Origin of the sequence: Streptomyces sp. NBC_00390 (genome assembly GCF_036057275.1) — a bacterium.
Taxonomy (GTDB): domain Bacteria; phylum Actinomycetota; class Actinomycetes; order Streptomycetales; family Streptomycetaceae; genus Streptomyces.
In genome coordinates this window covers 6,617,051-6,641,948 of record NZ_CP107945.1, presented here as the reverse complement: position 1 = coordinate 6,641,948, position 24,898 = coordinate 6,617,051, and the positions used below count along the sequence as shown (strand labels likewise).

The following is a 24,898-nucleotide window of genomic DNA, read 5'->3' as shown; positions in this document are numbered from 1 at the left end:
TGCTTTTGTACGACTACAGGCCGACTTCCTTCATCAGCATGCCGACCTCGGTGTTGGTCAGGCGGCGCAGCCAGCCCGACTTCTGGTCGCCGAGCGAGATCGGGCCGAAGGCGGTCCGTACGAGCTTGTCGACCGGGAAGCCTGCCTCGGCGAGCATGCGGCGCACGATGTGCTTGCGGCCCTCGTGGAGGACGACCTCGACCAGGTAGTTCTTGCCGGTCTGCTCCACGACCCGGAAGTGGTCCGCGCGGGCGTACCCGTCCTCGAGCTGGATGCCGTCCTTGAGGCGCTTGCCGACCTCGCGGGGCAGGGGGCCCTGGATGGCGGCGAGATAGGTCTTCTTCACGCCGTACTTGGGGTGGGTGAGGCGGTGTGCCAGCTCGCCGTGGTTGGTGAGGAGGATGATGCCCTCGGTCTCCGTGTCGAGCCGTCCGACGTGGAAGAGACGCGTCTCGCGGTTGGTGACGTAGTCGCCGAGGCACTGGCGGCCGTCCGGATCCTCCATGGTGGAGACGACACCGGCCGGCTTGTTCAGCGCGAAGAACAGGTACGACTGGGTGGCCACGGTCAGGCCGTCGACCTTGATCTCGTCCTTCTCGGGGTCGACGCGCACGCCCTGCTCGATGACGATCTTGCCGTTCACCTCGACCCGGCCGGCGTCGATCAGCTCCTCGCAGGCGCGGCGCGAGCCCACACCGGCGCGGGCGAGCACCTTCTGCAGCCGCTCCCCCTCCTGCTCGGCGCCGGGGAACGTCTTGGGCGTCCTGACCTCCGGCTTGTTCGCGTATCGCTCGCGGTTGCGCTCCTCCGAGCGGGCGTCGTACTCGCGCGACCGCGCCGGAGCCGTACGGCCGCCGCCCCGCTGGGGAGACTGCCGGGGGCCGCCCTTGGCGCCGCCGCGGGCGGCGGCGCCACGGCCGCGCCTGGGGCCCTCCGAGCCGTCGCCCACGTCGTAGGTGCGCTCCTCGGGGCGGGGGCGGCGCGGGTTGCTGTCGCGCTGCTGCCGGTCGTCGCGGCTGTTACCGGCACCCCGGTAATTGCCGCGGCCGGCGCTGCTGCCGCGGCCGCCGCTGTTGCCACCACGGCTCCCGCCGTTGTTTCCGCTGCTGTTCCTGCCGCTGCTGCTTCGCATCAAATTTCCGTCTTGTCGTCTGCGTCGTCGGAATCCGGTGCATCCGGATCGAACGACGGAACGCCTTCCTGCGTCTCGGCCTCGATCGCGTCCGCCTCGGGGAGGAAGGGCGCGAGCTCCGGGAGCTCGTCCAGGCCGCGCAGGCCCATCCGCTCCAGAAAGTAGTTCGTCGTCCTGTACAGGATCGCACCTGTTTCGGGTTCCGTGCCCGCCTCCTCGACCAGACCCCGCTGGAGGAGGGTGCGCATGACCCCGTCACAGTTCACTCCGCGCACCGCGGAGACCCGCGAACGGCTGACCGGCTGGCGGTACGCGACGACCGCCAGCGTCTCCAGGGCGGCCTGGGTCAGCCGTGCGTGCTGTCCGTCGAGCACGAAGCGCTCGACGGCGTCGGCGTGCTCTGCGCGGCTGTAGAAGCGCCAGCCGCCCGCTACGAGCCGGAGTTCGAAGCCGCGGCCCTGGACGGTGTACTCGTCCGCGAGCTCCCGCAGCGCGTCTGCGACAGCCCTGCGGGGCTGCTCGAGCACCTTGGCGAGATGCTCCTCGGTCGCGGGCTCGTCGACGACCATGAGGACGGCCTCGAGGGCGGGCTTGAGCTCGCTCACTGCTTCTCCTCCGTGTTGTCGGGGACTCGGTCGAATTCGTCCGTGACGGTCACCGACCCGCTGCCGGACCAGATGACGACGAGCTCCCCCAGCGCGTGCTCCTGGTCCAGTGCGACGGCCTTCTCACGGTAGAGCTCGAGCAGGGCGAGGAAGCGGGCGACGACGGTGAGGGTGTCGTCGACGCCCTCGGTCAGCTCCGCGAACGTGGCCCGCCCACGCTCCCGCAGCAGCCCGACGACCACGTCGGCCTGCTCCCGGACGCTGACGAGGGGGGCGTGGATGTGGTCGACGTACACCTGCGGCCTGGGCTTGGGCTGCATGGCCTTGACCGCGAGTCTGGCGAACCCCTCGGCGCCGATGCTGATGACGACATCGGGCAGCAGGTCGGCGTGATGGGGTTCGAGCCCCACGGTACGGGGGTACCGGCGGGCCTCGGCATCCAGCCGGGCGCTGAAGATCTCGGCGATCTGCTTGTAGGCGCGGTACTGCAACAGCCGCGCGAAGAGGAGGTCCCGCGCTTCGAGCAGTGCCAGATCCGCCTCGTCCTCCACCTCGGCGGAGGGCAGCAGGCGGGCGGCCTTGAGGTCGAGCAGCGTCGCGGCGACGACAAGGAACTCCGTGGTCTGATCGAGGTCCCAGTCGGGCCCCATGGCCCGGATATGGGCCATGAACTCGTCGGTGACCTTGGAGAGCGCCACCTCGGTCACGTCGAGCTTGTGCTTGGAGATCAGCTGCAGCAGCAGATCGAAGGGGCCTTCGAAGTTCGCCAGCCGCACTTTGAAGCGCCCGTCGTCGGCGGGTGCGTCACCGTCCGCGGGGCCTGCTGTCTGCGCACCGATGCGCACGCCGGCGCCTGTCGCGCCACCGCCGGCGGATCCGGAGCCGACTCCGCCGTCCTCCGACGGCGCGACGATCGCATCGGCGCCGGCGGCGGTGGCCTCGTCACGGGCGGGAAGCTGCCCGTCGCTCGTCCGGTCGGCCGCACCCGGGGCGCTGCCGGGCCAGGACAGGGCAGAAACGCCACTGTCGCGCTGTGAGCGGCCCGGTGCGGCGGCCTCGCCGTCCGCCGGGTCGCCGTCCGCCGCGTCGGCCGTGGCGTCGGTCCTGGCCTCGATCCTGGGCGGCTGGGGCTCCGGGGGCCGAGCCCCGGATTCAGGAAGCGACGGGGTGGGGGAAGGCTCCGCGTCCGGCGGCGCATCGCGGACTGGGCCCGTGCCCGGGCCGCGGCCCAGGAGGCGGCGGGAGCGTGCGGGTGCGTCGTCGGTCGGGGGCATGGTGGTCCAGGGAGCGGAAGGAACGTCGCGCGCAGGCTACCCCGTCAGCGCCCGCGCAGGCGCCGCACGAGGATGCTCGCGTCGCCCCGCTGCTCCAGGTCCGCCAGCACCACCGCGACCGCCTCGCGGACGATCCGCCCGCGGTCGACGGCCAGCCCGTGCTCGCCGCGCAGCACCAGCCGCGCGTGCTCGAGGTCCATCAACTCCTCGGCCGAGACATAGACCGTGATCTTCTCGTCGTGCCGTTCACGTCCGCTGGGCCGGCGGTTCGCGCCGCGACCGCGCCGCCGAGGCTGGGCGGCGGCCTCGGCCTCGGCCGCGGGTGCCCGGCGCGCCTTGGGCGGCCCGGCCGCGGCAGGCGCTCCCGAAGCGACGGACGCGGCTTGTCCCGAAGGCTCCGCGGCCCGGCCGCGTTCCTCCCCCGCGACCTCCGCCTCGGCGGCCGAGTGCTCCTGCGAGCCGCCTGTGGCCGAGGGCTGTGCGGCGGAGTCGTTCTCCCCGGCCGGTGCGGGCACGCGCGGCTCGCCGTTCGCCTGACGGCGCGGCGTGGACGACTGCAGCGCCATGCCCCCGGTCGTACGGAACAGCTCGTCGGCCCCGGGCAGACTCACTCGGCGTGACACCGGGCGAGCACCTCCCTGGCCAGCTGGCGGTACGCGGCGGCGCCGACGGAGTTGGACGCGTAGGTGGTGATGGGCTCACCGGCGACCGTGGTCTCCGGGAAGCGCACGGTGCGCCCGATGACCGTGTGGTAGACGTGGTCGTCGAAGGCCTCGACCACCCGCGCGAGCACCTCACGGCTGTGCACCGTGCGCGAGTCGTACATCGTGGCCAGGATGCCGTCGAGCTCCAGGTCGGGGTTGAGCCGCTCCTGGACCTTCTCGATCGTCTCGGTCAGCAGCGCCACACCACGCAGCGCGAAGAACTCGCATTCCAGCGGCACGATGACCTTGTGAGCCGCCGTCAGGGCGTTCACGGTCAGCAGACCGAGCGAGGGCTGACAGTCGATCACGATGTAGTCGTAGTCCGACATCAGCGGCTTCAGCGCACGCTGCAGCGTGGACTCACGCGCGACCTCGCTCACCAACTGGACTTCCGCGGCCGAGAGATCGATGTTGCTCGGCAGCAGGTCCATGTTGGGCACGGCGGTCTTCAGCAGCACGTCGTCCGCCGACATGCCCCGCTCCATGAGCAGGTTGTAGACGGTGAGGTCGAGCTCCATCGGGTTGACGCCGAGGCCGACCGACAGGGCGCCCTGCGGGTCGAAGTCGACGAGCAGCACACGCCGTCCGTACTCCGCGAGCGCCGCACCCAGGTTGATGGTCGACGTCGTCTTGCCGACGCCGCCCTTCTGGTTGCACATCGCGATGATCTTCGCCGGGCCGTGGTCGGTCAGCGGGCCCGGGATCGGGAAGTACGGCAGGGGGCGCCCGGTGGGGCCGATCCGCTCGCGGCGCTGCCGGGCAGCGTCGGGGGCGAGGGTGGCCGCGTACTCGGGATCGGGCTCGTATTCGGCATCGGGGTCGTAGAAGTGCCCCTCGGGGACTTCCTCGTAGGCGGCGAAGTGGGTGGACTCTCGGCCACTCTCGTTGCCGGCCATGGCGTTCACGTGTTGGCCGTCCATCATCTTCATCGTGTGGGGTGTCGTCATGTGCGTCGTGTGCTGGTGCGTCGCGACGGTGCGGACAGCGACGGAGCCGACAGCCTCGAGCCCGGACGACGCACTCTGGCCCGCCGCAGGCGTTCCCCCGGGAGTAAATGTCGACTCATTCACAAGTCGTCTTACCTCCTTGGACGTGACCAGGAAACTTATCGATAGGTCAGCGTGGCACCATGCCGACGGTTGGCGACTCTATGGCGTGTCCCCGGTCCGCAGCAACACAATCCGCCGGACCCGGCCCGATGTGTCGGCAATCGAACACATCCCTGTCAAGGGTGCACTGGGGTCCGGGCGTGCTCCCGCGCGCAGGTTTCATGGGTACGCGAAACGGTTAAAGGGCTTCGTTCGAGGCGAGTTGAGCAAGCGTCGCAAAGCGGTCGGACATGCGTCCGGCCGGACCTTGCTCGGCAAGGTCCGGCCGGGTGCGTGATGTTGACGCCGGGCGTTGACCGCTCAGCCGAGCAGCGCGCTCAGCTCGACGCTTTCGAGGCCGTGGGCCTCGGCGACCGGGCCGTAAACGACCTGGCCGTCATGGGTGTTGAGACCCAGGGCGAGCGCCTGGTCGCGGCGCAGGGCCTCGACCCAGCCGCGGTTGGCGAGCTCCACGATGTACGGGAGGGTCGCGTTGGTGAGCGCGTAGGTGGAGGTGTGGGGCACCGCGCCGGGCATGTTGGCGACGCAGTAGAAGACCGAGTTGTGCACCCGGAAGGTCGGCTCGGCGTGGGTGGTCGGTCGCGAGTCCTCGAAGCAGCCGCCCTGATCGATTGCGATGTCGACAAGTACACTTCCGGGCTTCATCTTGGCGACAAGCTCGTTGGTGACCAGCTTCGGGGCCTTGGCGCCCGGGATGAGAACGGCGCCGATGACGAGGTCCGCCTCGACGACGGCCTTCTCCAGTTCGAAGGCGTTGGAGACGATCGTCTTCACCTTGCTGCCGAAGACCTTGTCGGCCTCACGCAGCTTGTTGATGTCACGGTCGAGCAGAGTGACGTGGAAGCCCATGCCGACGGCGATCTGCGTGGCGTTCCAGCCGGAGACACCGCCGCCGATGACGACGGCCTCGCCGGCCGCCGTGCCCGGGACGCCGCCCGGCAGCACACCGCGGCCGCCCGCCGAGCGCATCAGGTGGTACGCGCCGACCTGCGGGGCCAGCCGGCCCGCGACCTCGGACATCGGGGCGAGCAGCGGCAGCGCGCGGTTCGCGGTCTCGACCGTCTCGTAGGCGATGGCGGTCGTGCCGGATTCCAGCAGGGCGTCCGTGCACTCGCGGGAGGCGGCGAGGTGCAGGTAGGTGAAGAGCGTCTGGTCCTTGCGGAGGCGGTGGTACTCCTCGGCGATGGGCTCCTTGACCTTCAGCAGCAGGTCGGCGACAGCCCAGACCTCGTCGGCGGTGGGCAGGATCTGCGCACCGGCGGCGATGTACTCGTCGTCCGTGATCGAGGAGCCGACGCCGGCGTTCTGCTCGACGAACACCTGGTGGCCGTTGCGCACGAGCTCGTGCACGCCGGCGGGGGTGATGGCCACCCGGAACTCGTTGTTCTTGACCTCGCGGGGGATGCCGACCTTCACGTCGATCACGGTCCTTGGCTCTGGGATTTCAACGGTCAATGCCATACATACCCGGATACTCAGGGCGCACCGGGAGACACCGCAGCAACATGCGATGGAGCCAGTCTAATGAAGGATTTCTCGCTGTCTAGCCTTGCAAAGCACTAATCTTCGAGCGAGGCACTGCGGATTTCGTAGGCGGAACCTTCCTCTCCGAGCAGCCTTTCCGCAGTGGAGCGGTGCAGACGGGCCGCCGCCGGGTCGCCGAGCCGGTCGAGTGTGTCCGCCAGTCTGAGCTGCAGCGCGGCCTGCAGCCGGACGTCGTCGGCCCGGCGCGCCAGCTCCACCGCTTCCCGGCAGGTGCGCAGCGACTCCTCGGGCCGCCCCGCGTACTCCTGTACGCGCGCGGCCTCGCTCAACGCTCGCGCCTGGGACGGGAGATCGCCGAGCCTGCGGTAGCCGGCCACCGCCGCGCGCCAGTTGCGCAGCGCCTCGCCGTAGTGCCCCGCATAGGTGTGCACGGTGCCCAGCCGCCCGTACAGGCGGGCCTCGTCGGCCCGCTCCCCGCGTGTCTGCCGCTGGGCGAGCGCCCTCCCGTACCAGTCACCGGCCCGCTGCCAGTCCCCCAGCTCCTGGTACGCGCCGCCTACGGATTCCATCGCGCGGCCGGTCGCATACGGATCGTTCGCGGCCCGCCCTGCGTCCAGTGCGGCCCGGTAGCGGGCCAATGAGTCCTCGACCCGGCCGGTCTGCGCGTCGAGATCGGCGAGATTCAGCAGTGCGGCGGCCTGCTCGCGGTGCAGGCCGCCGCGCTCGGCCACGTCGAGGACCAGCTCGTGCAGACCGTAGAGCTCGGGGGCGGCCGCTTCGGTGCCCCGGTGCGCGACCAGCGCTCTGACCAGGGCGGAGACCAGCCGGCGCGCCAGAGTGTCCAGCTCCCCGTCCTCGACCGCGAGCCGTGCCGAGGCCAGCAGCGTGCCGAGACGGTCGCGCAGCCACGCGTCGGCGGCCTGCGGCGTGGGAAAGCGCAGTGCACGGGGCAGCGCCGCGAGCTTCTTGCGGGCCGCCGACCCCTCGGGTTCGGTGATCGCCCGGCAGGACTGCAGCAGCCGTACGGTCCGCTCCAGCATCCGCGCCCGCGCCAGCTGCACCTCGGCGGGCCGGTCGGTGCCCTCGAGCAGGGTACGGAGCATCGGCAGCAGGGCGCCGGGCACCTCGAAGCACTCGTCGGTCCGCTGCCGTACGAGGCCCAGCGCGGCGAAGTTGTCCAGTGTCGCCCGGGCGGCCGAGACCGAGCAGCCGGCCAGCGCGGACGCGGTGTGCGCATCGGCCAGACCGGCGGGCGCGAGCGCCAGCAGTCGCAGTGTCCGCGCGGCAGACTGCGGCAGGGACTCGTACGCCAGCCGGAAGGCGCGGGCCAGCGGGCGTGTTCCCTTGGGCTGCTCGTGATCGTCGGGCAGCACCCGCAGCCGCTTGACGGCGTCGGCGACCGAGGCCTTGGGCCGGGCCGCGAGCCAGCCGCCGACCAGCACCAGCGCGGCCGGCTGTCCGCCGCACTCCTCGGCGATCGTCTCCGCGGCCTGCGGGTCCACGGTGATGCGCACGGAGCCGGTGAAGGTGGCGAGCAGTTCGATCGCCGCCTTGGCGTCCATACCGCCGAGCGCGCAGGGCCGTACGTCGGGGATACCGGTGAGCGGGCCCCGGGAGACCGCGACCACCAGGCAGTCGGGGTTGTCGGGCAGCAGGGCGTCGACCTGCTCGGCGTCGACCGCGTCGTCGAGCAGGAGCACCGCGCGGCGCGCGGCGAGCGCGTCGCGCACCAGCTCGGTGAGTTCGTCCTCGGCCGCGCCCGGCGGGGCCGCGATGCCGAGGGAGTCCAGCAGCTCCCGGGCGGCTTCGTCCAGGGGGACGGGCCGGCCGGCCGGTTCGGTCAGCCGCAGGCGCCACACCCCGTCGGGGTAGTCCTCGGCGAGCCGGCGCGTGAATTCCTCGGCGAGCGAGGTTCTGCCGGAACCAGGGTTGCCGGCGATCAGCAGTACGCGGGCGCGGGGGGCCTTGCGGCCGGCGAGCGTGTCGAGTCCGGCTCGCTCGATGTCGGCGCGGAGCGCTTTCAACTCCCGTTGCCGTCCGAAGAACCGGGGATCGGGCGTGGCCTGGGCGGCGGACGGCCCGGCGGCCTCCGCGCCGTCGGGGCAACCCGAGTCCACCGCCTGATCCGTCACGGGGCCACGCTCCAGTCCGTCCGCGCACGAGCCGAGCCCGCCGGGGCTCCACACGGGCGTTCCGAGCGTAGTTCACGCTCTGCGACGAACCGTGCGGAGCACGACGGACAGATCGCCCGTTCGGATCAGCAGATCGTCACATTGCCCCTCGGCAGGGCTCAGGCCTCGAACGGACGGGCGGGCCAAGGGGCTTCGGCCGGCCGCAGCGCGTCGAAACCGCTGCCGTTCAGCGCTGCCGCGGCCGAGAGAACGCCGACGACCAGGCAGGTGTTGTGGAGTTCACCGCCCAGCGCACCCCGGACGAGCTCGTCCAGGGGAATCCTGGCCAGCTCCATGTCGGCCTCCTCCTCGGAGACCTCGAACCGCTCGCCCTCCGCCTCCGACAGATCGCGGGCCAGGAAGATCCGCACCGCCTCGTCGCAGCCGCCTGGTGTGGTGTAGATGTCGGTGAGCACCCGCCAGTCCTCGGCCTTGACGTGCGCCTCCTCGTACAGCTCGCGCTGTGCGGCGTGCAGCGGGTTCTCCCCGGGCACGTCGAGCAGGCCGGCCGGGATCTCCCACAGCCTGTGCCGCACGGGGTGCCGGTACTGGCGCAGCACCAGGACCCGTCCCTGGGTGTCGAGGGCGAGCACCGCCACCGACCCAGGGTGCACCTGGTAGTCGCGCTTGACGACGGTGCCGTCGGGCATGACCACATGGTCGGTGCGGACGCTTGTCTTGTTACCCCGGAACGGGGTGTCGGTCGCGGTGACCTGCCACTCTTCGGGCGTGTCCTTGATGGTCATGAAAAGCGTCCTCCCACCACACAACAGAAAACCGGGGTACGGCCGCGTCGGCCCGTACCCCGGTCAACCGTATCGCCAAAGGATTACGCGCCCGTCGTACGAGCGGCTTCCTGACGCTGCACGGCCGCCTTCACCAGACCGGCGAAGAGGGGGTGCGGGCGGGTCGGGCGGGAGCGCAGCTCGGGGTGGGCCTGCGTGGCGACCAGGTAGGGGTGCACGTCGCGGGGGTACTCGACGTACTCGACGAGCTTGTTGTCCGGGGACGTGCCGGAGAAGAGGATGCCCGCCTTCTTCTCCAGTTCGGCGCGGTACGCGTTGTTGACCTCGTAGCGGTGGCGGTGGCGCTCCTCGACGTACGGCTGGTCGTCGTAGACCTCGCGCACGATGGAGCCCTCGGCCAGTTTGGCCGGGTAGAGACCGAGCCGCATGGTGCCGCCCAGGTCACCGGCGCCCTCCACGTAGGCCAGCTGCTCCTCCATCGTGGAGATCACCGGGTGGGCGGTGGCCGCGTCGAACTCGGTGGAGTTGGCGTCGGTGATCTCGGCGAGGTTGCGGGCGGCCTCGATCACGATGCACTGCAGCCCCAGGCACAGACCGAGCAGCGGGACCTTGTTCTCGCGGGCGTAGCGGATCGCGCCGACCTTGCCGTCGACCCCGCGCTCGCCGAACCCGCCGGGGATGACGATCGCGTCGACGTCGCCGAGCTGCTTCTGGGCGCCCGCCTCGGTCCTGCAGTCGTCGGAGGTGACCCACTTGACCTTGACGCGGGCCTTGTTGGCGAAGCCGCCGGCGCGCATGGCCTCGGTGACCGAGAGGTAGGCGTCGGGCAGGTCGATGTACTTGCCGACCAGGGCGACGGTGACCTCGTGGGCGGGGTTGTGGACGCGGTCCAGCAGGTCGTCCCAGAGGGTCCAGTCGACGTCGCGGAACGGCAGGTCGAGCTTGCGCACCACGTACGCGTCCAGGCCCTCGGTGTGCAGGACCTTGGGGATGTCGTAGATCGACTTGGCGTCGATCGCGGCGACCACGGCGGCCTCGTCCACGTCGCACATCAGCGAGATCTTCCGCTTGATCGCGGTCGGCACGTCCCGGTCGGCACGCAGCACGATCGCGTCCGGCTGAATACCGATGTTGCGCAGGGCGGCCACGGAGTGCTGGGTGGGCTTGGTCTTCAGCTCGCCGGACGGGCCGATGTAGGGCAGCAGCGAGATGTGCACCACGAAGACGTTGTCCCGGCCGACCTCGTGACGGACCTGGCGCACCGTCTCCAGGAACGGCAGCGACTCGATGTCGCCGACGGTGCCGCCGACCTCCGTGATCACGACATCGACGTCGTCGGTGGCCATCCTGCGGATACGGGACTTGATCTCGTTGGTGATGTGCGGGATGACCTGCACCGTGTCGCCGAGGTACTCGCCGCGCCGTTCCTTGGCGATCACCTGGGAGTAGACCTGCCCGGTGGTCACGTTCGCGGAGCCGTCCAGGTCCACGTCGAGGAAGCGCTCGTAGTGGCCGATGTCCAGGTCGGTCTCGGCGCCGTCGTTGGTGACGAACACCTCACCGTGCTGGAACGGGTTCATCGTGCCCGGGTCGACGTTCAGATAGGGGTCGAGCTTCTGCATGGTGACCCGCAGGCCTCGGGCCTTGAGCAGCGCGCCCAGGCTGGAAGCCGTCAGGCCCTTGCCGAGGGAGGAGGCGACACCCCCGGTGACGAAGATGTGCTTGGTCGTCATGGAATTGGGCGGCATCGCCAAGAGGGGGCTCCCGTGGTCGCGAAGTGAGGTGCTTGAGGCATCTGCCCGGGATGATCCTGGGGTGCCGAAGCTGCGGTTTCGGGGCCCCTGTTTTACGCAGGACGGCCACCGGTCCACGGGGTACCAGGGTATCAGCGCCGACGGATGACCGCTTCCGGCCACGCGTGCCGTGGGCGGACCGGCCGCTCACCGCAGCTCACCCGCCGCTCACCCGTTCGGCGTACCCTCGTTGCCGGGACGGCCGCGCAGATCACTAGGGTGCGTCGTATCCTGCTCGGACATCGCTGCCGAGCCAGGCCGGCAAACGGCACCATCCCCGCCCGTCAACGCCGCGAGCTCGTCAACGACCCTTGACCGCAGTAAGCGCCCCGCGGGGCGGACGTGGCCGTTCGACTGGAGATGCACGTGGCCGGGCGCATCGAGGATTACGCACTCATCGGAGACATGCAGACCGCAGCACTGGTCTGCCGGGACGGCACGGTGGACTGGCTGTGCCTGCCGCGCTTCGACTCGCATGCCGTCTTTGCCGGGCTGCTCGGCACCGAAGAACACGGATTCTGGCGGCTCGGCCCGGCGTACGGCGAGAGCGCCGAGCCGCAGGCCGCGGACCGCCGCCGCTACCTGGGCGACTCCCTGATCCTGGAATCCGAGTGGGACACGCCGCGCGGCACGGTCCGGGTGACCGATTTCATGCCCCCGCGTGACGGAGCGCCCCAGCTCATCCGTGTCGTCGAGGGCGTGAGCGGGCGCGTTCCGATGCGCTCGGCGCTGCGCATGCGCTTCAGCTACGGCCGTGTCGTGCCCTGGGTGCACAAGGTCGGCGCGCGTACGGTCGCCGTCGCCGGCCCCGACTCGGTCTGGCTGGACACGGACGCGGAGACGTACGGCGAGGACCTCACGACGTACTCCGACTTCACCGTCACCCCGGGTGAACGGTTCACGTTCACGATCAGCTGGCAGCCCTCGCACAAGGGACCCCCGGCGCTGCCGGACCCGGAGGGCGCGCTGGAGGCCACCGGAGACTTCTGGCGGGAGTGGGTGGAGCACTGCACCTACCACGGGCCCTATCGCGAGGCCGTGGTCCGCTCCCTGATCACGCTGAAGGCGCTGACGTACGCGCCGACCGGCGGGATCGTGGCCGCGCCGACGACCTCGTTGCCGGAGGAGATCGGCGGCGTACGGAACTGGGACTACCGCTACACCTGGCTGCGTGACGCCGCGATCACCCTGTCGTCGCTGCTGCGCACCGGCTACCGCGAGGAAGCCCGCGCCTGGCGCGAGTGGCTGCTGCGCGCGGTGGCGGGCGACCCGGAGAACCTGCAGATCATGTACGGGATCGCCGGCGAAAGGGAGCTGGGCGAGGCCGAGTTGGACTGGCTCCCGGGCTACGAGAACTCCGCCCCCGTCCGGGTCGGCAACGGAGCCGCCAACCAGCTGCAGCTCGATGTGTACGGCGAGGTCACCGAGGCACTGCACCTGGCCCATATGACGGGTCTGTCGCGCAACGACTACGCCTCGCTGCTCCAGCTGAAGCTGATCCGCTACCTGGAGGACCACTGGAACCAGCCGGACGAGGGCATCTGGGAGGTCCGCGGGCCACGCCGGCACTTCGTGCACTCGAAGGTGATGGCCTGGGTCGCGGTCGACCGCACCATCAAGCTGATCGAGTCCGGCGACGCTGACGGGCCGCTGGAGCGGTGGCGCGAGCTGCGCGACGAGATCCACTACGACGTGTGCGAGAAGGGCTACGACAAGGAGCGCAACACCTTCACGCAGTCGTACGGCTCGAAGGAGCTGGACGCCTCCCTGCTGCTGATCCCGCAGATGGGCTTTCTGCCGCCGGACGACAAGCGGGTCATCGGCACCATCGAGGCCATCCAGCGGGAGCTGTCCACCGAGGACGGCTTCATCCTGCGCTACCCCACCGAGGGTGCCGACGAGGGTGTGGACGGGCTGCCCGGGGACGAGGGCGCGTTCCTGGCGTGTTCGTTCTGGATGGCCGACGACCTGGCGATGATCGGCCGGGTCGACGAGGCACGGCGGCTGTTCGAGCGGCTGCTGGCGCTGCGCAACGACCTCGGGCTGCTGGCGGAGGAGTGGGACCCGCGGCTGCAGCGGCAGGTGGGCAACTTCCCGCAGGCCTTCAGCCACGTTCCGCTGATCGACACGGCGCTGCGGCTGACCGCGTCCGGCGCCTACGGCGGATAGGGGCGCGGGCGCCAGGTGCGCGGGTGCGGGGCAGGACCGCACGACCCTACGATGAAAAGGTCCTGCTCGCGCCCCGGAAGGGGGCACCATGGCGCCCCATCCCCTCGCGGAACCTGCCCTGAACGGACTCCGCGAAAGCCTGGCCGGCGACGCCATCACCCCTGGTGACACGGCCTACGACGAGGCTCGCACGATCTTCAACGGGATGATCGACCGGCGGCCCGCGGTGATCGTCCAGTGCGAGTCGGCCGCCGATGTGGCGGCGGCCGTGCGCTTCGGCCGGGAGCACGACCTGGAAGTGGCCGTCCGCGGCGGCGGACACAGCGTCGCGGGGCTCGCGACCACCGACGGCGGTCTGGTCGTCGATCTGCGCCGGATGCACTCGGTCGTCGTCGACCCCGTCGCCCGCACGGCACGCATCGGCGGCGGGGCCACCATGAGCCATCTGGACCGGGCCACGCAGCCGTTCGACCTGGCGACCACCGGCGGCCGGGCCTCCACCACCGGAGTGGGTGGCTTCACGCTGGGCGGCGGATCGGGCTGGCTGGAGCGGAAGTTCGGCCTGGCCTGCGACAACCTCGACGCTGTCGACCTGGTGACGGCCGAAGGCGCCGAAGTCCACGCCGACGACGACGAGCACCCGGAGCTGTTCTGGGCGCTGCACGGCGGCGGCGGCAATTTCGGTGTGGCCACGTCGATCACGCTGAAGCTGCATCCCCTGCCCGCCATGTCGGTCGCCCTGCTTCTCTTCCCCGCCCAGCGGGGCGATGAGGTGCTCCCCGTCTACCGCGAGGTGCTGGAGTCCGCACCGGACGAGGTCGGCGGAGGGTTCATCTACCTCACCGGCCCGCCCGAGGAATTCGTGCCGGAGCACCTGGTGGGCAAGGCTGCGGCCTGCGTGCTCGTCACATATACCGGCACCCTGCCCGAGCTGCGCGAGGCGGTGGCGCCGCTGCTCGCGCTCGGACACGACGCGGAGCTCATCACGGAGCTCCCGTACGCCGATCTGCAGTGCATGATCGACGACCCGCCGGGGCTGCGGAACTACTGGTCGGCGGAGTATCTGGCCCGGCTTCCCGAGGAGGCCATGCAGGTCTTCTGCGCGCGTGCGGAGAGCATGATCGTGCCCTCGAACTCGCAGCACATCCTCTTCCCGATGGGCGGGGCGCTGGAGCGGGGCGACTCCGCCTATCCGGTGCCGTGGCGGACCGCGTCCTGGGTCTCCCATCCCTTCGGGATCTGGGACAGCCCGGCCGACGACGAGCGCGGCAGGAAGTGGGTCCGTGACGCGCGGGAGGACGTCGTACCGTGGTCCATCGGTCTCGTGTACCTCAACTTCATCGGGCTGGAAGGCCCCGAGCGGATCGTGGCCGGTTTCGGCGCCGAGAACTACCGGCGACTCGAAGCGGTCAAGGCGCAGTACGACCCGGACAACGTCTTCAGGCTGAACCACAACATCAAGCCGCGATGACAGTTGTCCTTCGAACTTTCGCCCAGGTAGCGTCCCGGCCATGGAAACACAGGGCGGAATCACGGTGCAGCGGGCGCTGGAGCTGCCCGGACTCCGCAGCGGGCTCCCGGAGGTCGTGGCAGCGGCCGACCGGCTGAACCGCACGGTCCGCTGGGTGCACGCCGGTGAGGTGCCGAACATCGCGTCGCTGCTCAAGGGCGGTGAGCTGCTCCTCACCACCGGTCTCGGCCTCGGCACCCGGCCGGCCGAGCAGCGCGCGTTCGTGGCACGGCTCGCGGAGCGCGGGATCGCGGCGCTGGTCGTCGAGCTGGGTCCGCGCTTCACCCGGCTCCCCGCCTGCCTCGTCGAGGCGGCGAAATCCGCCGGACTGCCCCTGATCCAGCTGCATCGCGAGGTGCCGTTCGTCTCGGTGACGGAGGAGATCCACACCGAGATCGTCAACGGCCACTACGCGCTGCTGCAGCAGGCCGAAGAGGTGCACCGGCGGTGCACGCAGGCGCTGCTGGGCGGCGGCGGAGTCCCGCAGGTGCTGACCATCCTCGCCGACTTCACCGGCGACCCGGTCTTTCTGGAGACCCCGGGCGGGCAGTTGCTGTACGCGGCGGACACGCCCGGCGCGGAGCCTGCCGTCGCCGATCCGCTTCAGGTGTGGGAAGGGCTGCGCGGCGGGCGCGAGGCCCAGCAGGACGGTCCGCCGGCCAACGCCGTGCTCGTCGATGTGCCGGGCGGCGGCCAGGGCACCGGGGCCGTACGCGCCCGGATCGTGCTGCTGGCCGTGTCGTCGCCGCTGCAGCCCGTCCACCGCATCGCCGCGGAGCGGGCCGCGGCCATCCTGGCCGTCGTGCTGATGCAGGCCCGTCAGGAGGAGGAGCTGGCGGCCCGCGGGCGCGGTGACTTCCTGACCGACCTGGCCGAGGGACGGATCGCGGCGGACGACGCACCCGCCCAGGCGCGTGTTCTCGGCTTCCGGCCCGGGACCGGGCCGCTGCTCCCGGTGGTGATGCGGCTGGCCCCGGAGCTGTCGCCCACGGGCAACTGGGCGGTCCTGGCGCGGGCCGTCGCCGAGGAGCTGTCCTCGCTCGGTGTGCCGGTGCTGCTCGGGGTGCGTCCCGTGGAAGGGCGGGTTCCGCTGTTGCTGGGCCTGCGCTCGGAGTCGGAGCGCACGGCGGTGGCCGACCGCGTCGCCGCAGCGCTGCGGGCCGGGGTCGAGCGGGCCGGCCTGGCGGGGGTTCCATCGGCCGGAGGCATGGGGAGAGCGGGCGCGCATCCACCGGTCGTGGTGGTCGGGGTCGCGGGCGGCTGGGCGGCGGCGAGTGCGGGCCTGCGCCACGCGGCGGAGACGGCGACGGCTGCGCAGGGGCTGGGCGACCGCCCCTGGTACGACGCCCGCCGTCTGGACATCGATCTGCTGTTGTGGCGTCTGCGCGAACACCCGGACCTGGCGGCGTTCGTGGACCGCGCCATCGGCCCGCTGCGCGAGCACGACAGGACGTCACGGCCCGCGCTGCTGCCGACGCTGGAGACGTATCTGGCGCATGCGGGGCGCAAGGCCGAGACGGCGCGAGAACTGCATCTGAACCGGCAGACGCTGTACAACCGCCTGGCTCGGATCTCGGAACTGCTGGGCACGGACCTGGACGATCCGCAGACCGTACTGGCACTGAGCCTGGCGCTGCGGGCTCGGCGGCATACGCCGTAGCGGCGCGGGGATCGGGAGCCGAAGCCGTTGGGCCCTGTCCGGGCGATCCTGTCGGGCCCGCGGCGCTCCCCCAGAGCTTCTCCCCCCAGACTCCGTCGGGGGGACCCCCAGGAGGTACCCCCGGCTACGGCACCTCGCCGTGATGTCGAAGTCGCCCAAGTACGCCCAGTACGAGGGCGATCTGCCCCGGCCGCCGGCCGGGCGGGTAACCCCACCGGCTTTACGTCCCCTCGGCCCTGGCGGCCTGGGGAGACCCCATGCCTCGGCCCTGGCGGCCTGGGGAGACCCCATGCCTCGGCCCTGGCGGCCTGGGGAGACCCCATGCCTCGGCCCTGGCGGCCTGGGGAGACCCCATGCCTCGGCCCTGGGGACCTGGGGAGACCCCATGCATCCGACGTCGCAGGCCGATCCGCGAAGATCGCCCGGACAGGGCCTAACCGGCCCGGCTCTGGACCAACTCGTCGTAGACGCTGAGCACTTGCGCGACCGTCTCGTCCTCCGTCTGCCATGTTCTCGCCTGGGCCCGCCCCGCCGCCGCCAGCTCGGCCCGCCTCACCGGGTCCGACAGCAGCCGGGACACCGCTGAAGCCAGCGCGACAGCATCCCCGTACGGCACCAACTCCGCTGCTTCACCGACCAGTTCCGGTACGCCGCCCACCGCGGTGGCGACCAGCGGGACGCCGAGGCGCAGGGCCTCCTGCGCAAGCAGGGAGCGGGCCTCCCAGCGGCTCGGCAGGACGGCCACGTCCGCCGCGGCCAGCAGGTCGGCGACGTCGTCGCGCCGCCCCAGCAAGCGCACCGGCAGGTCCTCGCGGTGGATCCGGCGCTGGAGCGCGGCCCGTTCCCGGCCCTCCCCCGCAACCATCAGGAGCGGGACCGGATCGAGCCCGCGCCACCTCCGTGCGGCGTCGAGCAAAGTGCCGTAGCCCCCGTGCGGCACCAGGCTGCCCACGGTCATCAGCAGCGGACGGTCCACGACGCCCAGTTCGGCGCGGGTCTTGCCCTGCTGGCCGCGCTGCGCACAGCCCCAGGTTGCCGCGACCGGTGCGAGGCGGGCGTCCCGGGCGCCGCTCTCACGGGCCCGGTCGACCAGCTCGGAGCACGTCCCGAAGACAACTGTCGCCGCCCGCGCCGCTCTTCGCTCCAGCAGGCGCAGCACATGGCGCCGGGCGCCCTCGCTGTGGGACCTGGTGTGCCAGGTGACGACGAGGGGGATCCGCTGACCGCTGATGGCGAGCGCCGCGCGGACGGCGGCGTGCAGACCGTGTGCATGGACGATGTCCGCGCCGCCGCATACTGCGCGCAGCGCTCCCACCACCGCGGGGTCACTTCGGCGCGGCAGGGGCGCGAAGTGCGCCCCCGCACCCGGGAAGTCGTAGGCCTGCTCCAATGCGGTGGGGGCGCACACCGTCACCCGCACGCCCCGTGCCGCCAGCCCGGCGGCCAGCGACCTGACGTGCGCGCTGCTGCCCGCACTGCCGCCGCCCAGCACCTGGACCGTACGCAGCTGTGTCACGCGCCAAGGATGCCAGTCCGTACGCACGTTCCGGCACCGCCCCCGCGCCGCGCCCAGGCAGGGGACGGGTACTTCGGAGTGCTGGGATCACTCACATGGGTGATCCGGCCGCCGGCCGGCCTCCGTGCCGTACGCCGCGGCGGCCATGGCTACGAGCACCGGTGTCGCCGCGCACGGCCGGTTCCCCAAGGTCATCGTTGACGACGGCGGCCACCCCGGCACGGCCCGCTGCCCCTGCGCGCCCGGCCCCGCGGGCGTCCCCGGCACCGGCGCGGTCCCTACGACACGCCGCCCCGGGCCGCCGCCGGACACCCGGACCCGGCCGACCCGTGCGCTCGGCGCGCCGGGACCCGGGCACACACGTCCGGTTGCGCACACGGGAACGCGGGCGCACCCGGCAATGATGCGCCCCCTCAGCCGGCGTGCACGCCCCCCGCGCTACCCGTCCGCCCGTGCCGCGGCCAGGAGCTCCTCCGCGTGTGCGCGCGCCGTCTGGGAGTCCTCCTGGCCCGCGAGCATCCGGGACAGCTCGCGCACCCGGTCCTCGCCCTCCAGAACGGTGACACCGCTTCGGGTGACCGAACCGTCATTGGTCTTCTCGACCAGCAGCTGGCGGTCCGCGAACGCCGCCACCTGCGGCAGATGCGTCACCACCACCACCTGGGCCGACTTCGCCAGCTTGGCCAGCCGCCGGCCGATCTCGACCGCGGCCTTGCCTCCGACGCCCGCGTCGACCTCGTCGAAGAGATACGTCGGCACAGGGTCGGTGCCCGCGAACACCACCTCCACCGCGAGCATCACGCGCGACAGCTCACCGCCCGAGGCGCCCTTGGCGATCGGCCGGGGCGGCGCGCCCGGGTGCGGGGCCAGCAGGAGTTCGACCTCGTCGACGCCGTAGGGCCCGTACACCACCGAACGGCCGCCGACCTCGACGCCCGAGGCCTCGTCCGCCGCCTCGGTCTGCCGGATCGCGAACGACACCCGCGCATGCGGCATCGCGAGCGATGCCAGCTCCTCGGTGACCGCCTCGGCGAACCGGGCCGCCGCCTCGCTGCGCGCGTTCGTCAATGCCTGGGCAAGGCCGGAGAGTTCGTCACGCAGCGCATCCCGCTCAGCCGTGAGCTCGCCGATCCGGTCGTCGTCGCCGTCCAGCTCGATGAGCCGGGCCGCGCCCTCCTCCGCCCACGCCAGCACGGACGCGATGTCCTCGCCGTACTTGCGCGTCAGTTGCGTCAGCGCGGCCCGCCGCTCCTCCACCGCGGCGAGCCGCAGCGGATCGGCGTCCAGATTGTCCGCGTAGCCGGCGAGCTCACCGGCCACATCGCCGAGCAGGATGGAGATCTCCCCCATCCGGTCCGCGAGCGCGGCCAGCGCCGGATCGTGGGAACGTACGGCGTCCAGCGCCCGCCCGGCGCCCGCGACCAGCGTCGTGGCGTCGACGCCCTCCGGGTCCTCGGGGTTGCCGGCCAGCGCGCCGTGCGCAACGGCCGCCGCAGAGGCCAGCGCCTCCGCGTGACCGAGCCGCTCCGCCTCCGCGGCGAGCTCGACGTCCTCGCCCGCCCGCGGTTCGACGCCCGCGACCTCGTTCAGGCCGAAGCGCAGCAGATCGGCCTCCTGGGCACGCTCGCGCGCCCGCGTGGTCAGCTCGTCGAGCTCCGTACTCACCGCGCGCAGCCGCCGGTAGGCGGCCGCGTACTTGGCGTGCGGCCCGGCGACCGCGTCACCCGCGTACCGGTCGAGCGCCTCGCGCTGCCGGGCGGGCCGCAGCAGGCCCTGCTGGTCGGTCTGGCCATGGACGGCGATCAGTTCGTCGGCGAGCTCGGACAGCATGCCCACCGGCACGGACCGCCCGCCGAGATGCGCACGGGAGCGCCCCTCCGCCGAGATGGTCCGGCTGATCAGCAGGGTGCCCTCGTCGAGTTCGGCCCCTGCCTCCTCCGCCCGCAGCGCCGCGGGGGCGTCGACGGGCATCCTGATCCGCCCCTCCACCACGGCCGACTTCGCGCCGATCCGCACCAGGGCCGGGTCGGCGCGCCCGCCGAGCAGCAGCCCGAGGCTGGTGACGACCATGGTCTTGCCCGCCCCGGTCTCGCCGGTCACCGCAGTGAAACCGGGCGACAGCTCGACGACCGCGTCGTCGATGACCCCGAGCGACCGTATCCGCATCTCCTCCAACACGGACACGACCTTACGAGGTCCGAGCCCCCGAGTGCGACGGGCCCCGGCCACTGATTCACTCTCCCGGGCAGCCGGGCGCCGCAGCAAGCCGCGGCCGGGCGTCGTGCGACGGGGGCGGCTAGCTCGGCGCTCCGCGCCAACCCGACACCGGCAGCGCGAACTTGGCCACCAGCCGGTCCGTGAACGACGCATGGTGCAGCCGGGCCAGCCGTACGGGCACGGCGCCGCGCCGCACTTCGACGCGAGCCCCCTGCGGCAGCTCGACGGTCCTGCGCCCGTCGCACCACAGCACGCCGTGGGGGGTGTGCGGCTGCACCTCCACCGCGAGGACGGACGTCGGCGAGGTCACGAGCGGCTTGGCGAACAGGGCGTGGGCGCTGATCGGCACCATCAGCAGCGCCTCGACCTCCGGCCACACCACCGGCCCGCCGGCCGAGAACGCGTACGCCGTCGAACCTGTCGGCGTGGCGCACACGATTCCGTCGCAGCCGAAGCCGGTGACCGGCCGGCCGTCGATCTCGAGGACGACCTCCAGCATCCGTTCCGGGGAGACCTTCTGGACTGCGGCCTCGTTCAGCGCCCAGTCCCGGTACACGACATCGCCGTTGCGGTGCACGACGACATCGAGGGTCATGCGCTCCTCGACCTCGTAGGCGCGGGTGACGACCCGGTCCACGACCTTGTCCAGGTCGTCGCGCTCGGCCTCCGCGAGAAAGCCCACCCTGCCCAGGTTGACGCCCAGCATGGGCACCCCGGAGGCGCGGGAGAACTCGGCCCCGCGAAGCAGCGTCCCGTCGCCGCCGAGCACGATCAGAAGTTCGCAGCCGTCGAGCACCTCGGGTGTGGCGTCCACGACGGTCTCCACGGACGCGGGCAGCGGCAGATCGGCTGCCTCGGCCTGGAGTACGCGTACTCCGATGCCGCTGCGCAGCAGCCCTTGGACGACGAGCTCGGCACTGCGGATCGCCGCGGGCCGGCCGGTGTGCGCGAGGAGGAAGACAGTCCGTCTCGCAGGCATGTCTGCCGCTTCGGCCGATGCTGCCGAAGCCGGTGAAGCTGCTGATGTCGTGGTCAACGAGGTCCCTCCGCCACTGCACGGTCGACGTCCGCCGGATCGAGCTCGGGCGCCCCGGCCCGGAGCCACAGAAAGTATTCGACGTTCCCGGAAGGGCCCGGCAGCGGGCTGGCGGTGACCGACCGCACCCCGAGACCGAGCTCCCCCGCCCTGCGCGCCACGTCCCGAACGGCCTCGGCACGCAGCTCGGGACTGCGCACCACACCACCGCTGCCGAGGCGCTCCTTACCCACCTCGAACTGTGGTTTGACCATCAGTACGAGGTCCGCGTCGGGCGCGGTGCAGCGCACCAGCGCGGGCAGAACCAGCCCGAGCGGAATGAAGGACAGATCGCCCACCACAAGGTCCACCGGCACTCCGTCGATCGTATCCAGCGTCAATTCACGGACGTTGGTACGGTCCTTGACGGTCACGCGTTCATCGCTCTGCAGAGACCAGGCGAGCTGGCCGTAGCCGACGTCCACGGCGAGGACATGCGCGGCGCCCGCCCGCAGCAGTACGTCGGTGAATCCGCCGGTCGACGCTCCCGCGTCCAGGGCCCGCCGGCCCTCGACCTTCAGCCCGAGCGGTACGAAGGCGGCCAGCGCGCCCGCGAGCTTGTGGCCACCGCGCGAGACGTAGTCCGGGTCGCTGTCGTCGGATGCGACCACGATGGCGGCGCTGGTCTCGACCTGGGTGGCGGCCTTGCCGGCGGTGTTGCCGCCGACGGTCACCCGCCCTGCGGCGATCAGCTGGCTCGCGTGCTCGCGCGAGCGCGCGAGTTTGCGGCGTACCAGCTCGGCGTCCAGACGGCGGCGGGCCACTCCTGCCACGGTGGGTTCAGCTCCTGTAGTCGTTCTGGTGGCCCGAAGGGCCGCGATGCGGGGTGGTGGTCGGCAGACGGGCGGGAAGGGAGGGCTGGGGCCCCTGGCGGGTGTCGAGCGCGGTCAGTGCGTCCCTCAGCCCTCGATGTACATCCTCGTACACCTCCAGGTGTCCGTCCGCCGGGAGGTGGTCGGCGTCGCCCAGCCGCTCGAGGAGCACATCGACCTCGGCATTGCCGGTGGGCGTGCGCTGCACGCCGAGCGGCGCGGGTGCGGCCGGGTCGTCCGCCTCGGCCGCGGGCGCGCTCTCCTCGGGAGCCTCGTGCTCCGGTTCCGTGCCGGGTCCCGGCATCGAGTCGTTCATGCCCAGACGCTATCGCGAAGCCCTGCGGTACCGTCGATCACGATGGCCACAACGCAAGAGTGCCGCAGCGCACTCGACAAACTCTCGGACAATCTGGCGAAGGCGGACGGCGACGTACGCGGCGCCGCTGCGCTGGACCGTTCGCTCAGCTGCCACATCACGGACCTGGACATCACCTTCACCGGACGGCTGGGCGCCGGCCGGATCGAGGTGCTCGACACACTGCCGGGGGCGCCGCGCGACAAGGCCCAGATCCGGCTGGCGATGACGGGCGACGACCTGGTCGCGATGGTGGGCGGAGAACTGAACTTCGCCAAGGCGTGGGCATCGGGCCGGGTGAGACTCGAGGCGGGCTTCCGCGACCTGCTGCGCCTGCGGACGCTGCTGTAGCGCGCACATCGGCTCGGGCGAGTCCTGACCGGGGACGTGTGCGTTGTGCGCCGGCACGGATTCCAAGGCGCGCCACGACCCGCGGCCGGCTCACGGCGTATGACGCTCGTACAGCGGTGCGCCGGTGCACCGCCGTAAGCCCCTGCGCCTGCCCGGCGCCCACGATCGGCCGGATCGTCACCAGGTCTCACGCCCGCCGACCGGCCACCGGGGCTTCGCCGTCCACGGCGCCTGCATCGCGGGAGCACGGCCGGGCCCCGAGGCACTCACGCACCGCGGCGGCCGGCGCCGGCCAGGGCTGCCGACCGCGGCTCCGCCGCCGGCAGCCCTGGCCCGAGGCGGCGTCCGCTCGCCCTCAGACCTTCACCGGCGCGCCGCGCCTGCGGGCAGCCGGGACCACCAAGGGCGTGCCGGACTCCGGGTCTTCGATGATCCGGCTCCTCACCCCGAAGACCTGCTCCACCAGCTCCGCCGTGACCACATCGGACGGCGGGCCCTCCGCCACGACCTTGCCGTCGCGCAGCGCGACAAGGTGGGTCGCGTAGCGCGCCGCCTGGTTGAGGTCGTGCAGGACCGCAACGAGCGTGCGTCCCTGCGACTCGTGGAGCTCCGCGCACAGATCGAGCACCTCGAGCTGGTGCTGGATGTCGAGGTACGTCGTCGGCTCGTCGAGCAGCAGCAGTGGTGTCTGCTGCGCGAGCGCCATCGCGATCCACACGCGCTGCCGCTGTCCCCCGGAGAGTTCGTCGACATAGCGGTCCGCCAGCTCGTGGACCGCGGTCGCGGTCATCGACTCCTCGACGATCCGCTCGTCCTCGGGCGACCACTGCCGCAGCAGTCCCTGGTGTGGGTAGCGCCCGCGGGCGACCAGGTCGGCGACCGTGATGCCGTCCGGCGCGATCGACGACTGCGGCAGCAGGCCCAGCGTCCTGGCGACCTTCCTGGCGGGGAGCGAGTGGATGGCCTGCCCGTCCAGCAGGACCCGGCCCCGAGTGGGCTTGAGCATCCGCGACAGGGCCCGCAGCAGCGTCGACTTGCCGCAGGCGTTCGGGCCGACGATCACGGTGAAGGAGTGGTCGGGGATCTCCACCGAGAGGTTCTCGGCGATGACCCGCTGGTCGTAGCCGAGGGTGACCGATTCCGCGCTGAGGCGCTGCATTGCCGTCGTACTCCTGGATCCGTAGGAAGTCATATCCGTCCCGCCCTGCGCTCGGTGACGAGCAGCCAGAGCAGGTAGCAGCCGCCCAGCACTCCGGTCACCACACCGACCGGAAGCAGGCGGTCGCCGAACGCGTGCGTGGCCACCCAGTCCGCCACCAGCAGCAGGGCGGCGCCCATGACGGCGGCCGCGACCAGGTTCGGCCCCGGCGAGCGGGTCAGCCGGCGGGCCAGCTGCGGCGCGCTCAGCGCGACGAAGGCGATCGGCCCGGCAGCGGCCGTCGCGCCCGATATGAACAGCACGCCCGATGCCATCAGCACCACTCGGGTGCGCTCGACCGGCACCCCGAGCGCGTACGCCGCGTCGTCGCCCATCTCCAGCATCCGCAGGGGCCGCCCGTGCAGGAACACCAGTGGCATCAGCACCGCGCCCATCCCGAGCAGCGGCCACACCTGCGCCCAGTCGCGTCCGTCGAGGGATCCGGTCATCCAGAGCGTGGCCCGGGTGGCGTCCACCAGGTTCGCCTTGGTCACCAGATAGTGGATCACGGCCGTGAGCATGGACGCGACGCCGATACCGACGAGCACCAGCCGCAGGCCGTGCACGCCGCGCTTGACGGCCAGTACGTACACGACGGCACCGGTCACCACACCGCCCGCCACCGCGCCGCCCGCCACCGCGAGCGCCCCGTCCTGGGTGAGCACGATGACGCTGAGCGCGCCGACGGCGGAGCCCTGGCCGAAGCCGATCACATCGGGGCTGCCGAGCGGATTACGGGACAGGGACTGGAAGATCGCGCCGCTGAGCGCCAGGGACGCCCCGACGAGCAGCGCGACCAGCACCCTCGGCAGGCGCAGCTGCCGGACGATGAGTTCCTGCGCCGGCGTGCCGTTCCCGAGGAAAGTGCCGACCACGTCGCCGAACGACATCGGGAAGTCGCCGCTGCCGATGAGGACCACTGCCGTAGCCGCCGCGGCGGCGGCGAGCAACAGGACGACGACCGCCGACCGGAGGTCGATCCGTACGGAGAGCCCGCCGGGTGTTCGCATCACGTT

General features: G+C 71.7%; 20 protein-coding genes. 4 read left to right on the top strand and 16 right to left on the bottom strand.

Annotated features, from left to right (window positions below):
* Window positions 1-13 precede the first annotated feature (13 nt).
* The 9 genes from OHS70_RS29380 to OHS70_RS29340 all read right to left on the bottom strand — a co-directional run bounded on the left by OHS70_RS29380 (window position 14) and on the right by OHS70_RS29340 (window position 10,974).
* On the bottom strand, window positions 14-1,132 hold the full coding sequence (locus tag OHS70_RS29380; protein WP_328402277.1) for a pseudouridine synthase: 1,119 nt from the start codon (window positions 1,130-1,132) through the stop codon (window positions 14-16).
* The gene (gene scpB, locus OHS70_RS29375) at window positions 1,132-1,701 is read right to left on the bottom strand and encodes an SMC-Scp complex subunit ScpB (protein WP_328405994.1); all 570 of its coding nucleotides are present in this window, start codon (window positions 1,699-1,701) and stop codon (window positions 1,132-1,134) included. Before scpB ends, OHS70_RS29380 begins: the two co-directional genes overlap by 1 nt.
* 32 nt (window positions 1,702-1,733) lie before the next feature.
* Window positions 1,734-3,011, bottom strand: a complete 1,278-nt coding sequence (locus tag OHS70_RS29370) for a segregation and condensation protein A (protein ID WP_328402275.1) — start codon at window positions 3,009-3,011, stop codon at window positions 1,734-1,736.
* 44 nt (window positions 3,012-3,055) lie between these two features.
* Entirely contained in the window at window positions 3,056-3,634 is a 579-nt protein-coding gene (locus OHS70_RS29365; protein ID WP_328402273.1) for a hypothetical protein, read from the bottom strand.
* The gene (locus OHS70_RS29360; RefSeq protein ID WP_328402271.1) at window positions 3,619-4,785 is read right to left on the bottom strand and encodes a ParA family protein; all 1,167 of its coding nucleotides are present in this window, start codon (window positions 4,783-4,785) and stop codon (window positions 3,619-3,621) included. Before OHS70_RS29360 ends, OHS70_RS29365 begins: the two co-directional genes overlap by 16 nt.
* 339 nt (window positions 4,786-5,124) lie before the next feature.
* Entirely contained in the window at window positions 5,125-6,240 is a 1,116-nt protein-coding gene (gene ald / locus OHS70_RS29355; RefSeq protein WP_328405992.1) for an alanine dehydrogenase, read from the bottom strand.
* A gap of 143 nt (window positions 6,241-6,383) precedes the next feature.
* Window positions 6,384-8,441 carry a tetratricopeptide repeat protein gene (locus OHS70_RS29350; protein ID WP_328402269.1) on the bottom strand — a complete coding sequence of 686 codons (2,058 nt, stop codon included), beginning with the start codon at window positions 8,439-8,441 and terminating at the stop codon, window positions 6,384-6,386.
* 158 nt (window positions 8,442-8,599) lie between these two features.
* Window positions 8,600-9,226 (bottom strand): NUDIX hydrolase, encoded by a 627-nt coding sequence (locus OHS70_RS29345; RefSeq protein ID WP_328402267.1) that lies wholly within the window; start codon window positions 9,224-9,226, stop codon window positions 8,600-8,602.
* A gap of 83 nt (window positions 9,227-9,309) precedes the next feature.
* The gene (locus OHS70_RS29340; protein ID WP_328402265.1) at window positions 9,310-10,974 is read right to left on the bottom strand and encodes a CTP synthase; all 1,665 of its coding nucleotides are present in this window, start codon (window positions 10,972-10,974) and stop codon (window positions 9,310-9,312) included.
* A gap of 411 nt (window positions 10,975-11,385) precedes the next feature.
* Between OHS70_RS29340 and OHS70_RS29335 the strand changes: the two genes are divergently transcribed.
* The 3 genes from OHS70_RS29335 (at window position 11,386) to OHS70_RS29325 (ending at window position 16,358) form a co-directional block, all read left to right on the top strand.
* On the top strand, window positions 11,386-13,188 hold the full coding sequence (locus OHS70_RS29335) for a glycoside hydrolase family 15 protein (protein WP_328405990.1): 1,803 nt from the start codon (window positions 11,386-11,388) through the stop codon (window positions 13,186-13,188).
* A gap of 88 nt (window positions 13,189-13,276) precedes the next feature.
* A complete protein-coding gene (locus OHS70_RS29330) occupies window positions 13,277-14,659 on the top strand; it encodes an FAD-binding oxidoreductase (protein ID WP_328402263.1) in 1,383 nt (460 codons plus the stop codon).
* A gap of 40 nt (window positions 14,660-14,699) precedes the next feature.
* Window positions 14,700-16,358, top strand: a complete 1,659-nt coding sequence (locus tag OHS70_RS29325; protein ID WP_328402261.1) for a PucR family transcriptional regulator — start codon at window positions 14,700-14,702, stop codon at window positions 16,356-16,358.
* A gap of 433 nt (window positions 16,359-16,791) precedes the next feature.
* On the opposite strand, the gene OHS70_RS29320 is transcribed toward OHS70_RS29325, so the two are convergent.
* The 5 genes from OHS70_RS29320 to OHS70_RS29300 all read right to left on the bottom strand — a co-directional run bounded on the left by OHS70_RS29320 (window position 16,792) and on the right by OHS70_RS29300 (window position 22,294).
* Entirely contained in the window at window positions 16,792-17,874 is a 1,083-nt protein-coding gene (locus OHS70_RS29320) for a glycosyltransferase family 4 protein (RefSeq protein WP_328402259.1), read from the bottom strand.
* A 438-nt stretch (window positions 17,875-18,312) separates the two neighbouring features.
* Window positions 18,313-20,040, bottom strand: coding sequence for a DNA repair protein RecN (gene recN, locus OHS70_RS29315; protein ID WP_328405988.1), 1,728 nt, complete (start codon window positions 20,038-20,040; stop codon window positions 18,313-18,315).
* A 130-nt stretch (window positions 20,041-20,170) separates the two neighbouring features.
* A complete protein-coding gene (locus OHS70_RS29310; protein WP_328402257.1) occupies window positions 20,171-21,070 on the bottom strand; it encodes an NAD kinase in 900 nt (299 codons plus the stop codon).
* Window positions 21,071-21,123: 53 nt separating this feature from the next.
* The gene (locus tag OHS70_RS29305) at window positions 21,124-21,939 is read right to left on the bottom strand and encodes a TlyA family RNA methyltransferase (protein ID WP_328402255.1); all 816 of its coding nucleotides are present in this window, start codon (window positions 21,937-21,939) and stop codon (window positions 21,124-21,126) included.
* 7 nt (window positions 21,940-21,946) lie between these two features.
* On the bottom strand, window positions 21,947-22,294 hold the full coding sequence (locus tag OHS70_RS29300; RefSeq protein WP_328402253.1) for a hypothetical protein: 348 nt from the start codon (window positions 22,292-22,294) through the stop codon (window positions 21,947-21,949).
* Between the two features lie 42 nt (window positions 22,295-22,336).
* On the opposite strand from OHS70_RS29300, the gene OHS70_RS29295 reads away from it, so the two are divergent.
* Window positions 22,337-22,684, top strand: coding sequence for an SCP2 sterol-binding domain-containing protein (locus tag OHS70_RS29295; protein WP_328402251.1), 348 nt, complete (start codon window positions 22,337-22,339; stop codon window positions 22,682-22,684).
* Between the two features lie 355 nt (window positions 22,685-23,039).
* Here the strand turns inward: OHS70_RS29295 and OHS70_RS29290 are convergent, their stop codons facing one another.
* Together OHS70_RS29290 and OHS70_RS29285 are read right to left on the bottom strand one after the other, a co-directional pair.
* Window positions 23,040-23,843, bottom strand: a complete 804-nt coding sequence (locus OHS70_RS29290) for an ABC transporter ATP-binding protein (RefSeq protein ID WP_328402249.1) — start codon at window positions 23,841-23,843, stop codon at window positions 23,040-23,042.
* Between the two features lie 29 nt (window positions 23,844-23,872).
* Window positions 23,873-24,892 (bottom strand): FecCD family ABC transporter permease, encoded by a 1,020-nt coding sequence (locus tag OHS70_RS29285; protein WP_328405986.1) that lies wholly within the window; start codon window positions 24,890-24,892, stop codon window positions 23,873-23,875.
* Window positions 24,893-24,898 lie beyond the last annotated feature (6 nt).

Bases quoted from the DNA above. Each gene is read 5' to 3' on its own strand.
- OHS70_RS29300 (WP_328402253.1), bottom strand. From the start codon at position 22,294: ATGAACGACTCGATGCCGGGACCCGGCACGGAACCGGAGCACGAGGCT.
- OHS70_RS29330 (WP_328402263.1), top strand. From the start codon at position 13,277: ATGGCGCCCCATCCCCTCGCGGAACCTGCCCTGAACGGACTCCGCGAA.
- OHS70_RS29290 (WP_328402249.1), bottom strand. From the start codon at position 23,843: ATGCAGCGCCTCAGCGCGGAATCGGTCACCCTCGGCTACGACCAGCGG.
- OHS70_RS29310 (WP_328402257.1), bottom strand. From the start codon at position 21,070: ATGCCTGCGAGACGGACTGTCTTCCTCCTCGCGCACACCGGCCGGCCC.
- OHS70_RS29340 (WP_328402265.1), bottom strand. From the start codon at position 10,974: ATGCCGCCCAATTCCATGACGACCAAGCACATCTTCGTCACCGGGGGT.
- recN (WP_328405988.1), bottom strand. From the start codon at position 20,040: ATGCGGATACGGTCGCTCGGGGTCATCGACGACGCGGTCGTCGAGCTG.
- OHS70_RS29380 (WP_328402277.1), bottom strand. From the start codon at position 1,132: ATGCGAAGCAGCAGCGGCAGGAACAGCAGCGGAAACAACGGCGGGAGC.
- scpB (WP_328405994.1), bottom strand. From the start codon at position 1,701: ATGGTCGTCGACGAGCCCGCGACCGAGGAGCATCTCGCCAAGGTGCTC.
- OHS70_RS29325 (WP_328402261.1), top strand. From the start codon at position 14,700: ATGGAAACACAGGGCGGAATCACGGTGCAGCGGGCGCTGGAGCTGCCC.
- OHS70_RS29285 (WP_328405986.1), bottom strand. From the start codon at position 24,892: ATGCGAACACCCGGCGGGCTCTCCGTACGGATCGACCTCCGGTCGGCG.
- OHS70_RS29295 (WP_328402251.1), top strand. From the start codon at position 22,337: ATGGCCACAACGCAAGAGTGCCGCAGCGCACTCGACAAACTCTCGGAC.
- OHS70_RS29345 (WP_328402267.1), bottom strand. From the start codon at position 9,226: ATGACCATCAAGGACACGCCCGAAGAGTGGCAGGTCACCGCGACCGAC.
- OHS70_RS29370 (WP_328402275.1), bottom strand. From the start codon at position 3,011: ATGCCCCCGACCGACGACGCACCCGCACGCTCCCGCCGCCTCCTGGGC.